We start from the raw sequence: 12199 nt of genomic DNA on the forward strand, positions 1-12199 counted from the left end.
TCCAGGAGGCGGGTGGGTCGGAGGATCGGAGGTGCCGGCGGGGAGCGGGGGTGCCGGCGGGGTCGCGGTGCGGCCGGGGAGGGTCGCGGTGCGGCCCGGGGGCTAGAGCGAGTGGAACGGCAGCCCGGCGTCGGCGACCAGGTCGTCCCCGGTGTCCGGGGGCAGCAGGGAGGCGGTGCCGTCGGAGACCGGGACGACGCCGAGGTCGAGCAGTTCGGCCATGGCGGCGGTCCCGGCCAGGTCGCGGACCTGGAGCTGGTAGCGGGCGGTGGTGCGGTAGGTGCCGCCGGCGTCGTCGGAGACCTTCTGCAGGAACCCGGAGTCGACCAGGAACAGCACGGCCTTGGCGACGATGCCGATGGTGGAGCCGGAGAGCCGGCGGGCGTCCTTGGTGGCGCCGGTGGCGGTGCGCCGGGCCCAGACCCGCCAGGCGGCCTCCAGGCCGGGGGCGTCGCTCTGCGGGTCGGTGTTGTCGCCGTCGGCGGCGGCCTGCTCCTCCAGGCGGCGGCAGGCCTGGCGGACGAAGGAGTCGATGCCGTTGACGGTGATCCGGCCGAGGTAGCCGTCGTCGGCGAGGTCCTCGGGGCGTGGGAAGGCCATCGCGGCGACGGCCAGGTGGGCGAGGCCGTGCAGGAAGCGGTCAGTGGACTCGGAGGCGGCGCGGCGCGAGTAGTCGCCCATCCGGACGGCGAAGAGGGAGTCCTCGGCCGCGGCGACGGCCATGCCGGCGCGCGGGGAGACCTCCAGCACGACCAGGCCCATGCCGGTGGCGACGGCGTCGGCGAGACGGGCGAAGGGCGGGTCCTCGCGGTGGCGGCGGACCAGTTCGGCGTACTCGGCGTCGCGGGCGGGGAGCAGCTTGGCCTGGAGGCCGAAGGAGACCAGGCGGGCGGCGTCGGCGACGTCGGCCGGGGTGATCGGCGCGGGGGCGGCCGGTTCGGTCTCGGGCGCCCAGGACGTGTCGTGGTGGGTCGTCACGGGCGGTGCTCCTCGGGGGCGTTGCGGGGGTGCGGGTGGGTGGGTGCGGGCGGATCGACCGGCGTCGGCCCGGAGGGGGTCAGCCGGCGTCCTTGCGGTCGGCGGCCATGCCGACGGCGTCGAGCAGGGCGCTGCCGACGACGAGGTCGGCGCCGCCGAACTCCCGGTCGTGCAGCGGCGTGCCGTCGTCGACGGCGAAGAGCAGCCGCTCCTCGCCCTGCCGGTAGGCGGTGCCGACCGGCGGGCTGGCCGCGTGCACGGCCAGCAGGGCGACCAGGTACGGGAGTTCCGGGTCCTGCGCGCGGGCCTCGGCGAGCAGGCCGGAGAGCCGGCGGGGCGCGTCGGCGGGCAGGTCCAGCAGGTCGAGGGCGGCTTCCAGCTGGGCCTCGGAGAACCGGCTGTCGTCCGGGGTGGCGACGAGATCCGGGTCGGGCAGCTCGGCGCCGAGGTGCTCGCGCTCGACCGGCGGGGTGAGCAGCAGGTCGACCAGGTCGGCGACGCGCACCGAGACCGGCGTGCGCAGGCCGGTGCCGCGGGCGAAGAAGGCGCCGGTGGGGCGGACCGCCTGGGCTATCGGCAGCCGGAGCACCGGGGCGAGCAGCTGGCCGTAGAGGTCGATGCCGCTGCGGGCGCCGGGGGTGGCGAAGGCCTGCCGGTCCTGCTCGGCGCGGAACAGCGGGCCGGCCTCCAGGAGCCTGGTCTGCAGCTGGGTGTGGCGGCGGATGCAGTCCTTGACGATGTCGACCAGCTCGGCGGCCCGGCGCTTGTGCTCCGGCTCCTCGGCCTCGTCGCGGGCCTTGCGGATGTTGGTGAGGATCGCGTTCTCGTGCCGGTAGCGGTCGGCGATGTGGTCCAACGCCTCGTCGATGAGGTCCGGGATCGCCCGCATCCAGTCGACGGCGCGGACGTTGCGCCGGGTGGCCTCCAGGGCGCGGCGCAGCGTCTCGGCGTACTGGACGGTGCGGTAGCGGGCCTGCTCGGCGGCGAGCTGGGCGTCGGCCAGGCGGCCGCGCCGGATCAGCACCTCCAGCTTGACCTCGGCGGCGATCTGGGCGGAGGTGACGTCGGTGTCCAGGGCGCCGACCAGGACGTTGACCGCCTCGTCGGTGGTGCGCAGGTAGACGCCGCCGTCGGGGCCGGGGACCTCCTCGATCAGCTTGAAGTCGTAGTCGCGGCGGACGTACTCGCCCTCGGCGCTGAAGGTGCCGTAGACGGCGCGGAAGCCGCGGTCGACGCTGCCGACGTTGATCAGCGACTCCAGCACCCAGCGGCCGACCCGCTGGTGCTCGGCGGTGGAGCGGCCGGGCGCCTGGGCGGCGACCCTGGGCAGCAGCCGGGCGAGCACCAGCTCGCGGTCGGCGCCGGTGTCGAAGTCCATGTTGAGGGTGACCAGGTCGATCGCGGCGAGTCCGACCTCGGCCATCGCGTAGCCGCCGTACTCGCCGGCCAGCATCACCTTGCGGCTGTCCAGGTCGTGCAGCGGGGCGGTGCAGGCCAGCGCCTTGAGCCGGCGGGCCAGGCCCTCGTCGGCGGCGGGGCCCTGCGCGGGCCGCGCGGCGGCGACGGCGGACCCGGCGGGCGGCCGGGGGCCGTGCTCGGTGGGCTGGTCGGCGATGACGGTCACGGGGGACAAGAGTAGAGGCAGGGGCCGACATCGACCGAAACGGACCTTTCGGACATCCGCCCGGGCGGGACCGGAGGCCGGACCGGGGGCGGGGGCGACGGCTGGGCGCAGGGGGCCCGAAGAGCAGGTTGAACGCGTTCAATTTCAGGGTCTAGAGTCGCCCCCGAGCAGGCGGGAGAAGCCCGGCCTGCCTCCTCGGCATGTCCTCGACATGCCCCCGGTCCGGGGGGTGGACGCAGATGAACGACGCGACCGACGGCGAACGGGCGGCCCTGCGGAAGGTCCGGCGATGGCTCTGGATCTTCGTGGTCTGCCTGGTCCTGAGCGGACTGACGGCCTTCCCGCTGGAGAGCGAGACCCGCTGGCTCGCCGAGCTGGCCGCCGGCCCCGGAGCCCCGGTGACCGACCGCTTCCCCGCCCTGCTGGAGTGGATCGAGCGGGTCCGCGACGGCCTGGCCGAGACCAACGCCCGCCACCCCTTCCTCGCCTACGGCACCGACTGGCTCGCCTTCGCCCACCTGGTGATCGCGGCGGCGTTCTGGGGACCCCTCCGCGACCCGGTGCGCAACGTCTGGGTGATCCGCTGGGCGGTGCTCGCCTGCGCCGGGATCATCCCGCTGGCACTGATCTGCGGACCGCTGCGGGGCATTCCGCTCTACTGGCGGTTTGTCGACATGTCGTTCGGGATCGTGGGCGTCGTCCCGCTGCTCCTCGTCCTGCGCGCGCTGCGGCCGCTGGTCGAGCGGGCGGAGGCGACCGGACACCCCCGGCCGGCCTGACCGGCCCGCACAGCCGGGCGCAGGAGCGACGCGCGGCGCGCCCCGGCGCAGGCCCTACCATCTGCCTCAACAGCTGCTGGAAGGCGGACGGGCGTGGCCGATGCGGTGATCGATCTCAATGCGGACCTCGGCGAGGGGTTCGGACGCTGGACGCTGACCGACGACGAGGCCCTGCTCTCCGTCGTCACCAGCGCCAACGTCGCCTGCGGCTTCCACGCCGGGGACCCCTCCACCATGCGCCGGGTCTGCGCGCTGGCCGCCGAACGCGGCGTCCGGATCGGCGCCCAGGTGTCCTACCGGGACCTCGCGGGCTTCGGCCGCCGGGCGATGGACGTACCGCCCGACGAACTGGCCGACGAGATCGCCTACCAGATCGGCGCCCTGCAGGTCTTCGCCCGCGACGCCGGCTCCCGGGTCTCCTACGTCAAGCCGCACGGCGCCCTCTACAACCGGGTGGTCGCCGACCCCGACCAGGCGGAGGCGGTGGTCACCGGGATCCTGCGCTCCGGGGCGGCCGGCGACGGCCCGCTGCCGGTGCTCGGCCTGCCGGGCTCCCGGCTGCTGACGGTCGCCGAGGGCGTCGGACTGCCGGTGGTCACCGAGGCCTTCGCCGACCGCGCCTACACCTGGGCCGGCACCCTCGTCCCGCGCCGCGAGCCCGACGCCGTGATCCACGACCCCGAGAAGGTCATCACCCGCGCGGTCGGCATCGCCCGGGACGGCACCGTGGAGGCCGTCGGCGGCGAACCGATCGCCGTCGAGGCGCGCTCGCTCTGCGTCCACGGCGACACCCCCGGCGCGGCCCAGCTCGCCTGGCGCATCCGCGGCGCCCTCGCCTCGGCGGGCGTCCGGGTGGAGGCGTTCGCGTGACCGACCGCGCCGGGGCGCCCGACCCGGCCGGCCCGGAAGCGGCCGACCCGGTTGCGGCCGTCGGGCCGGTCGTCCGGCCGATGGGCGAGCACGCGCTGCTCGTGGAGCTCGCGGACGCCGCCGAGGTCACCGCCTGGTACGGCTGGCTGCGCGAGCGCCGGGCCGCCGGCGAGCTGCCGCCGGTCGAGGAGATCGTGCCCGCGGCCCGGACCGTGCTGCTGGACGGCGTGGCGGACGTCGGCGCGCTGACCCGGCTGCTGCGCACGGCGCGCCCCGGCGCGGCGTCGGCGACCGCCGGGCCGCTCGTCGAGGTGCCCACCGTCTACGACGGCGCGGACCTCGCCGAGGTCGCCCGCCGGTGGGGCGTCTCCCCCGAGGCGGCCGTACGGATCCACACGGAACCCGAGTACGTGGTGGCGTTCTGCGGATTCGCCGCCGGCTTCGGCTACCTCACCGGCCTGCCCGCACGGTACGAGGTGCCGCGCCACGCCACCCCGCGCACCAGCGTCCCGGCGGGCTCGGTCGCGCTGGCCGGCCCCTACACCGGTGTGTACCCGCACCCCTCCCCCGGCGGCTGGCAACTCCTCGGCCGCACCGCCCTGCCCCTCTGGAACGCCACCCGCACCCCACCCGCCCTCCTCGCCCCGGGCACCCGCGTCCGCTTCACCCCGCTCCGCGGCGACACCCCATGACGGACGCGGCGACGGCGGGTCCGGCTGATGCCCCGTCGGGCGCGCGGGACGACGGCGCCCTCGACAGGCGGCCGGACGGCAGAACCGATCCGCCCGGGCGGCAACCGCCACCGGGATCCGGTCCCTCCGGGAAGGAACAGCGTGACCGCCACCACCAGCACGCCACCCGTACCCCGCGCCCAAGCGCCGCAGCTCCCGGGAGGGTCGGCGTGACGGGTGCGATGGTGGTGGTGCGCGCGGGACCGTTGAGCACCGTGCAGGACCTGGGGCGGCACGGGGTCGCGCATCTCGGGGTGCCGCGGGCGGGGGCGTTGGACGAGCCGGCGCTGCGGGCGGCCAACCGGCTGGTGGGCAACGAGCCCGGGGCGGCGGCCATGGAGACCACGCTGGGCGGGATCGCGGTGCGCGCGTTGCGGCCGCTGACGGTCGCGGTGACCGGCGCGCCGTCGCCGGTGCGGGTGAACGGGCGGCCCGCCGCCTGGGGCGCGCCGGTGACGGTGCCCGCCGGGGCGGTGCTGGACGTCGGTGCCGCGACCGCCGGTGTGCGCGCGTACCTGGCGGTGGCGGGCGGGGTCGCTGTCGAGCCGGTGCTCGGCAGCCGCTCGGCCGATCTGCTCTCCGGGCTCGGCCCGGCCCCGCTGGCCGTCGGCGACGAGCTGCCCGTCGGCCCGCGCCCGCCCTTCGGGCCGCTGCCGGAGCTGGTGCCGCTGCCCGCTCCCCCGGCCGTGCTGGCGCTGCGACTTCGGCTCGGGCCACGCGCCGACTGGTTCGCCCCGGACGTCGCGGACCGGCTGGCCCGCGCGACCTACCGGGTCGCCCCGGCGAGCAACCGGATCGCGCTGCGCACCGAGGGCCCGCCGCTCGTCCGCACCCGAGTGGGCGAACTGCCGAGCGAGGGCATGGTGTTGGGCGCCGTTCAGGTTCCGCCGGACGGGCTGCCGGTGGTCTTCCTGGCCGACCACCCGACCACCGGCGGCTACCCGGTGGTCGGTGTCGTACCGCTCGCCGACCTCGCCGCCGCCGCGCAGGCCCGACCGGGCACCCCACTGCGCTTCGCCGTCCTCCCCGGACGTCCGGCCAGGAGCGTGGGTCAGTAAGGAGCAAGCGGCTCCGCTGCCGTGATGGGCGGATCGGTCGCGGCGGGCTCGTCGGGGCGTGTGGGGCTGGCGAAGGTCTGCCCGCGGGTGTCCGGCCGGCGGGGCTCGTGACGCGGCCGGGGCGGCCCGGCTGGCCAACCGGCCCGGGCGGCGATCCCGGCGGTTCCGGCGCTTCCGGCGGTTCCTCGGCGCGGGCGCCGTCCTCGCCGCGCAGGAGGAGATCATCCCGTACGAAGGATCACGAGACACAGGCGGGTTGCCGGTCACAGAGACACGCTCCTAGCGGCGCAGGAAGGTCCCGCCGTCGATGACCCAGAAGCTGGCCGGAACCGCGCCGCACTTGACGACTTCGGAGTGCATCGTGGGGCTGGTCCGCATCCAGCCGACCCGACGCTCGCCCTGTTCGTCGGTCGGGTAGAAGGTGAGGCCGGCCTCGGGGTGCCGGCCCTCCTCGAAGAGGTACGGCTCGCCCCCGAGCGGCGTGATCACGATCTGCGAGATGGGCCCGGTCACGGTGATGGCGCCGTTCCCGTCGACGGTCAGGCAGTCGACGTCGAACTCGGCCCGGGTGGTGCCGCTCGTCTCGAACACGTGCTGCACCACGGCGTGCCCCCGGGGGTGGCCGTCGACCGTACGGGCGCTGACCTGCGCGGTGAGCCGCTCGCCCGGGTTGGGGCCCGGGCCGTACTCGTTGAGCAGGGTCCAGCTGCGCAGCGCGAGGTGCTGGGCCGGCAGGGGGGTGGCCGGCGCGGCCGCGGCGGTGCCGGCCGTCCCGGCCGCGAGGGCCACGGCCGCGGTGGTGAGCGCGATGACAGTGGTGAGCTTTCGCATGGTCAATCCTCGCTGGAGAGAAGGGAGTCGGGCTGTTTCCCGACTGCCTCCAACCTCCCAGCTCACTCCCGGTCGCGACCTCCGCCGCGGGGAGGGACCAGCTCCCCCCAGCGGGGGAACCGCTGCTCCTCCGCCCGACGCACCGCGCGGCGCGGTCTATCACGTCCAGGGCGGCGGCGGAGCCGCTTGCCCGCTACTGACCCACGCTCCTAGCGCCCCAACAGAGCTGAGGCAATGACCCGTTGACCGTCGTCGATGAACGACTCACCGTCCTCGATGCCCCAGAGGACGTTCTGCAGGACGCGCGCGAGGGTCCAGCGGACGGCCCGGTCGCGATCCAGGGCGAGGCGGTCGGCCATCAGGTCGAAGCGGCGGCGCAGGGCGCGCGGCAGGTCGCCGGTGGCGACGAGGTCGGACCAGCGGTTGCCCAGCGCGGGGAGGAGTTCGAACCCCGGGTCGCCGGCGAGGGGCTTGGGGTCGATGGCGAGCCACCGGGCGCGGGCGCCGGGAGCGGACGGGGCGAGCACGTTGCCGTAGTGCAGGTCCCAGTGCAGCAGCCGGTCGCCCGGCTCGGGCCGGACCTCGCGCAGGGCGGCCGCGAGGTCGGCGAGCAGCCGGCGGTCGGCCTCCTCGGCCAGCCTGCCGCGCGCCTCCGGGACACCGGCCAGCATGGCGTCCGCGACGTCCGCCAATCTCCGCACTCCCGAAGGAGCTTGACATATCGTCAATTCCGCCAGCAGCTCGGCGATGACGGCGGTGGCGGCCAGGTCGTCGGGGACGTCGAGCAGGGAGCGCTCGGGGTCGAGGCGTTCCAGCAGCATCGAGCCGGTGGCCGGGTCGTGGTCGAGCAGCCGGACGGCGCCCCGGCCGCCCCAGGCGCGCAGGGCCAGCGGTTCGCCGGCCGTCTCCTTGTCCACATACTGGAGCTTGAGCACGGCGCCGGTGCCGTCGACCCGTCGGACGGGCAGGACGAGGCCGACCACGCCGTGCGCGGGCGCGCCGTCGGGCCGCAGCTCCCAGCGGTCCGCCAACTCCGAAGCGAGCGCGGGCAGTCGGTCGACCCAGTCGCGACCCTCCGCCCCGAGGAACCGGACGAGGGAGGCCGCCAACGCCTCGGGCACCTGGATCGGCACGGCGGGCACACTCCTCACGGCGAAACGACTGGACGACACGACAGCAGAACGACACGACGGCACCGACGCTACGCCACCGCGGCGGCGACAGCCCTGGCGAAGCCCTCGGGATTGTCGATCATGATGTTGTGCCCGCAGTCCGGCACCGCGTCGAGCACCACGCCCGCCGCCCGGAGCCCCTCCGCGCCGGCCGGCTCGCCGTCGGCCGCGGGGTGCAGGAAGGTGCGCGGCAGATCCAGGCCGTACAGCTGCTCGCGCAGGGGCGGCACGGTCGCCCGGCAGCGGTGGACGGCGCTGCGGTGGAGCGCCTCGGGGCCCGCGAGCCGCATGGTGGCCCACCAGAACGGGCCCGCCCACCGCTCGACCTCCTCCCGGCCGCCGGCCAGGAACTCCTCCTCGGTGAACGTGGCGATTCCGCTGCTGCCCGGGCCGCGGGCGGGGGCGACCGGGTCGATGACGGGGTCGACCAGCACCAGCCCGGCGACCAGCCCGGGGTGCCGGTGGGCCAGCGCGATCGCGACCGCGCCGCCCAGGCTGTGGCCGATCACCTCGACGCGCTCCACCTCCGCCGCGCGGACGGCCGCGGCGACGGCGTCGGCGTGCGCCTCCAGCGTGTAGGGGAAGTCGGCGGGCCGGTCGCTGATGCCGAAGCCGAGCAGGTCGAGCAGCAGCGAGCGGTGGCCGGTGAGCAGCGGGTGGGCGGCGGCCGCGGCGTAGTAGACCGGCGAGCTGGCGCCGAGGCCGTGCAGATAGAGGCGGACGGGCTCCCGGCCGGGGATCTCCACCCAGCGGATCCGGTCGCCGTTCGGGGTGACGGTGGCATCGCGCACGGTCGTACTCCTCCTGCGGTTCGTCGGGGCGGCGCCGCGAGTCCTCCGAGGCGCCGGAGAGACCATACCTCGATCCCGAGGTATAACAACACCAAGATATCGACGGCCGGATCTGAGAGAGTGGGCCCATGCTGAAGCTCGCGATCCTCGGGTTCCTCCACGACCGGCCCCTGCACGGCTACGAACTGCGGCGCCACCTCGCCGCGCTCACCGGGCACGTGCGGCCGATCAGCGACGGCACGCTCTACCCGGCGATCAAGCGACTGGAGGCCGACGGCCTGCTGGTGCGCGCCACCGAACCCGGCGCGGCGGCGGCCCCCCGGCACACCCTGCGGCTCACCGACGCCGGCCGGGCCGCCCTGCTGGAGCGGCTGCGCACCCCGGAGGACCTGGACGTCAGCGACGAGAACCGCTGGTTCACCGTGCTCGCCTTCCTGCGCCACCTCGACGGCGAACCGGCCGCGCAGGCCGCCGTGCTCCGGCGCCGCCTCGCCTTCCTCGGCGAGCCGGCCAGCTTCTTCTACGACGGCAGCCGGCCGATGGGCGCCGAAGAGGTGGCCGACCCGTTCCGCCGCGGGATGCTGCTGATCGCCCGCGCGACCACCACCGCGGAACTGGACTGGCTGCGCACCACCCTCGCGGAGCTCGACCGGGCGGCCTGAGCGCACCCACAGAACGCCGCGGCCCGCGCCTGCCCCTTCCACAGGGGGCGGGCGCGGGCCGCGGCGTTCGGTCCGGGCGGCGCGGGCGGGCGGTCAGTGCTGGTGGTAGGCGTGCACCACGGCGTGACCGCGCCCCTTGCCGATCATCCACTTGTTGACCGGGACGGTCAGGACGAAGGCCAGGAGCAGCGAGCCGGCCAGCGCCAGCCAGAACAGGAGGTCACCGAGACCGGCGTCCATGGCGCCGGGGACGGTCATCATCACGGTGTTGTCGATGATCTCCATGACGATGATCGAGACGGTGTCGGCGGCCAGCGCGACCTTGGCGGCGGTGCGGACGTCCAGGCCGGCCTTGAGCACGCCGCGCATGGTCAGCGCGTAGCCGAAGACGAAGGCCAGCAGGATCGAGAGCACCACGGTGGCGCCGTTGTGCAGCCCGAAGGCGGTGCCGAGCACCATGCCGAGGATCTCGCCGATGGCGCAGCCGGTGAGGCAGTGCAGGGTCGCCTGCGCCGCGGCCGCCCAGGTGGTGGCCCCGCCGCCGTGCCCACCGTGTCCGTGCTGCGCGTGGCCCTCGTGGCCATGGTGCTCGTGGTGCTCGCGGCCGGCGTGCTGCTGGTGGTCGTGCTGGGCGGGATGCGCCATGTCGTCCTCCACGTGCTCGTTCCCTGTGGCCGTGCTGCCCGGTTCGTCGATGACTCTATACCCCCCTGGGGTATCTGCCAAGCACGGTTGCGCACGCCCTCTTCCCACCCCGCGCCCGCCGTGCTCGGATGGTTCGCATGGCTGACGAACGACACTCCCAGCACCGCGAGGGCTACCGCGGCACCGGCCCGGGCACGATCACCCCGGACGGCTGCGCGGTCGACATGTACGCACGACTGCCCGTCAACGACGAGCCCGAGCTGATCGCGGGCGCCGTCCCGCCCGGCGCGAGCCTGCTCGAACTCGGCTGCGGCGTGGGCCGGATGACCCATCCGCTGCTGGAGCGGGGCTTCCGGGTGACGGCGGTGGACGAGTCCGCCGAGATGCTGGCACGGGTCCGCGGGGCGCGCACCGTGCGCAGCCCGATCGAGCACCTCGACCTCGGCGAGCGCTTCGACGTCGTACTACTCGCCTCCTTCCTGATCCACGCCGGCAGCCTGGACGTCCGCCGGGGCCTGCTGGACACCTGCCGCCGGCACGTCGCCGAGGACGGCTGCGTGCTGATCCAGCGCGAGGGCGAGGACTGGCAGGCGCGGGCGAAGGTGCCGCGCGAGCGTCCGCTCGGGACGGACGGGCTGGTCCGGGTGGCCTCGGCCACGCCGGTGGCCGAGGGCGTCAACCAGGTGCACGTGGAGTACGAGTTCCCGGACGCCACGTGGACCCAGACCTTCCTGTCGCGCCCGATGGACCGGGCGGAGTTCGAACAGGCGCTCGCCGAGGCCGGGCTGGCCGTCGACTCCTATCTGACCGAGGACCGGGTCTGGGTGCGGGCCCGGCCGGTGGCCGGCTGACCGGTCCGGGGGCACCGGTCGCGGGAACGGCCCCGAAAGTGGGGGCGGGCGACAGGCCGTCACCTGAACGGCGTAGCATCAGGCGGACGCCGGGCCCGCGCGCGGCCCGTAGCGCCGGGCGGGACCGGTGGTTCGCCTGCCATCGAGCCGCGCCGCTGGACCGCGCCGGCCGGTTCGCAGGGCCGTTCCCGCACCGACCAACAAGGAACGCTTCATGCGCATCGAGCGACGGATACCCCGGGCGGGTGTCCGGTGATCGAGTGGTTCCACGGGGCCGTCCTCGGCCTGATCCAGGGACTCACCGAGTTCCTGCCGATCTCCTCCAGCGCCCACCTCCGGGTCTTCCCCGCCCTGCTGGGCTGGAAGGACCCGGGAGCGGCCTTCACCGCCGTGACGCAGCTCGGCACCGAGACCGCGGTGCTGATCTACTTCCGCCGCGACATCGCGGCGATCGTGAAGACCTGGACGCTCTCGCTGTTCAAGCCCGCGCTGCGCTCGCACCAGGACGCGCGGATGGGCTGGTTCGTGATCATGGGCACCCTGCCGATCGGCATCCTGGGCAAGCTGTTCCAGGACACCATCGAGCAGGACCTCCGCGACCTGCGGATCATCGGCAGCACGCTGATCCTGTTCGGCGTGATCCTGGCGGTCGCCGACCGCACCCGGGCGATCCGGCACGCCAAGCCGATCACCGAGCTGACCCTGCCGCACGCGGCCGGCTACGGCATGGCCCAGGCGCTCGCGCTCATCCCGGGCGTCTCGCGCTCCGGCGGCACCATCAGCGCGGGCCTGCTGCTCGGCTACAGCCGCGAGGCGGCGGCCCGGTACTCGTTCCTGCTGGCGATCCCGGCGGTGCTGGCCTCCGGCGTCCTGGAGCTGTTCAAGATCGGCGAGGGGCCGGCTCCGGCCTGGGGCCCGACCATCCTGGCCACCCTGATCGCCTTCGTGGTCGGCTACGCGGCGATCTCCTGGTTCCTGAAGTACATCTCGAACAACAGCTTCATGCCGTTCGTGATCTACCGCATCGCGCTCGGCATCCTGATCATCGTCCTGGTCTCCGTGGGCACGCTGGCCCCGGACGCCGGCGTGGTCGCGAAGTAGCGGCGAACGAGAACCGCGTTCCATTCGGCAGCAGCAGAGCGGCCGCCCGTTCGTGCCCGGCGTCCCGGTCGGCAAGGTGGTCCAGGTCGAGGCCAACCCCGGACAG

General features: G+C 74.9%; 13 protein-coding genes. 7 read left to right on the forward strand and 6 right to left on the reverse strand.

The window, feature by feature from the left end:
- Nucleotides 1-102: 102 nt before the first annotated feature.
- Complete coding sequence (locus ACFVUH_RS36455) at nt 103-978, reverse strand: hypothetical protein (protein WP_350791373.1); 876 nt, start codon at nt 976-978, stop codon at nt 103-105.
- 79 nt (nt 979-1057) lie between these two features.
- Entirely contained in the window at nt 1058-2593 is a 1536-nt protein-coding gene (locus ACFVUH_RS36460; protein WP_387917880.1) for a hypothetical protein, read from the reverse strand.
- A 248-nt stretch (nt 2594-2841) separates the two neighbouring features.
- Here ACFVUH_RS36460 and ACFVUH_RS36465 point away from each other — a divergent pair, with 248 nt between their 5' ends.
- From ACFVUH_RS36465 to ACFVUH_RS36480, 4 genes are all read left to right on the forward strand, one after another.
- A complete protein-coding gene (locus ACFVUH_RS36465) occupies nt 2842-3381 on the forward strand; it encodes a hypothetical protein (RefSeq protein ID WP_387917873.1) in 540 nt (179 codons plus the stop codon).
- Between the two features lie 93 nt (nt 3382-3474).
- Nucleotides 3475-4251 (forward strand): LamB/YcsF family protein, encoded by a 777-nt coding sequence (locus ACFVUH_RS36470; protein ID WP_387917875.1) that lies wholly within the window; start codon nt 3475-3477, stop codon nt 4249-4251.
- An 80-nt stretch (nt 4252-4331) separates the two neighbouring features.
- Nucleotides 4332-4943: a 5-oxoprolinase subunit PxpB gene (pxpB, locus tag ACFVUH_RS36475; protein WP_387917882.1), complete on the forward strand. Its 612-nt coding sequence runs from the start codon at nt 4332-4334 to the stop codon at nt 4941-4943.
- A gap of 221 nt (nt 4944-5164) precedes the next feature.
- Nucleotides 5165-6040 (forward strand): biotin-dependent carboxyltransferase family protein, encoded by an 876-nt coding sequence (locus ACFVUH_RS36480; RefSeq protein ID WP_387917884.1) that lies wholly within the window; start codon nt 5165-5167, stop codon nt 6038-6040.
- Between the two features lie 279 nt (nt 6041-6319).
- Here the strand turns inward: ACFVUH_RS36480 and ACFVUH_RS36485 are convergent, their stop codons facing one another.
- The 3 genes from ACFVUH_RS36485 to ACFVUH_RS36495 all read right to left on the reverse strand — a co-directional run bounded on the left by ACFVUH_RS36485 (nt 6320) and on the right by ACFVUH_RS36495 (nt 8834).
- Nucleotides 6320-6871: a hypothetical protein gene (locus ACFVUH_RS36485; RefSeq protein WP_387917876.1), complete on the reverse strand. Its 552-nt coding sequence runs from the start codon at nt 6869-6871 to the stop codon at nt 6320-6322.
- A gap of 209 nt (nt 6872-7080) precedes the next feature.
- Nucleotides 7081-8013 carry an aminoglycoside phosphotransferase family protein gene (locus ACFVUH_RS36490; protein ID WP_387917886.1) on the reverse strand — a complete coding sequence of 311 codons (933 nt, stop codon included), beginning with the start codon at nt 8011-8013 and terminating at the stop codon, nt 7081-7083.
- A 59-nt stretch (nt 8014-8072) separates the two neighbouring features.
- Nucleotides 8073-8834, reverse strand: a complete 762-nt coding sequence (locus ACFVUH_RS36495) for an alpha/beta hydrolase (RefSeq protein ID WP_355369768.1) — start codon at nt 8832-8834, stop codon at nt 8073-8075.
- A 128-nt stretch (nt 8835-8962) separates the two neighbouring features.
- Between ACFVUH_RS36495 and ACFVUH_RS36500 the strand changes: the two genes are divergently transcribed.
- On the forward strand, nt 8963-9496 hold the full coding sequence (locus ACFVUH_RS36500; RefSeq protein WP_387917877.1) for a PadR family transcriptional regulator: 534 nt from the start codon (nt 8963-8965) through the stop codon (nt 9494-9496).
- Between the two features lie 93 nt (nt 9497-9589).
- Here the strand turns inward: ACFVUH_RS36500 and ACFVUH_RS36505 are convergent, their stop codons facing one another.
- Nucleotides 9590-10141 carry a DUF4396 domain-containing protein gene (locus ACFVUH_RS36505; RefSeq protein WP_387917879.1) on the reverse strand — a complete coding sequence of 184 codons (552 nt, stop codon included), beginning with the start codon at nt 10139-10141 and terminating at the stop codon, nt 9590-9592.
- Nucleotides 10142-10278: 137 nt separating this feature from the next.
- Here ACFVUH_RS36505 and ACFVUH_RS36510 point away from each other — a divergent pair, with 137 nt between their 5' ends.
- Nucleotides 10279-10992, forward strand: a complete 714-nt coding sequence (locus ACFVUH_RS36510; RefSeq protein ID WP_355369774.1) for a class I SAM-dependent methyltransferase — start codon at nt 10279-10281, stop codon at nt 10990-10992.
- 255 nt (nt 10993-11247) lie between these two features.
- Entirely contained in the window at nt 11248-12093 is an 846-nt protein-coding gene (locus tag ACFVUH_RS36515; RefSeq protein WP_387917888.1) for an undecaprenyl-diphosphate phosphatase, read from the forward strand.
- Nucleotides 12094-12199: the final 106 nt, after the last annotated feature.

Source organism: Kitasatospora sp. NPDC058032 (genome assembly GCF_042885845.1).
Classification (GTDB): domain Bacteria; phylum Actinomycetota; class Actinomycetes; order Streptomycetales; family Streptomycetaceae; genus Kitasatospora.

Coding starts and splice junctions, on each gene's coding strand:
- ACFVUH_RS36465 (WP_387917873.1), top strand. CDS start 2,842: ATGAACGACGCGACCGACGGCGAACGGGCGGCCCTGCGGAAGGTCCGG.
- ACFVUH_RS36500 (WP_387917877.1), top strand. CDS start 8,963: ATGCTGAAGCTCGCGATCCTCGGGTTCCTCCACGACCGGCCCCTGCAC.
- ACFVUH_RS36505 (WP_387917879.1), bottom strand. CDS start 10,141: ATGGCGCATCCCGCCCAGCACGACCACCAGCAGCACGCCGGCCGCGAG.
- ACFVUH_RS36485 (WP_387917876.1), bottom strand. CDS start 6,871: ATGCGAAAGCTCACCACTGTCATCGCGCTCACCACCGCGGCCGTGGCC.
- ACFVUH_RS36480 (WP_387917884.1), top strand. CDS start 5,165: ATGGTGGTGGTGCGCGCGGGACCGTTGAGCACCGTGCAGGACCTGGGG.
- ACFVUH_RS36510 (WP_355369774.1), top strand. CDS start 10,279: ATGGCTGACGAACGACACTCCCAGCACCGCGAGGGCTACCGCGGCACC.
- pxpB (WP_387917882.1), top strand. CDS start 4,332: ATGGGCGAGCACGCGCTGCTCGTGGAGCTCGCGGACGCCGCCGAGGTC.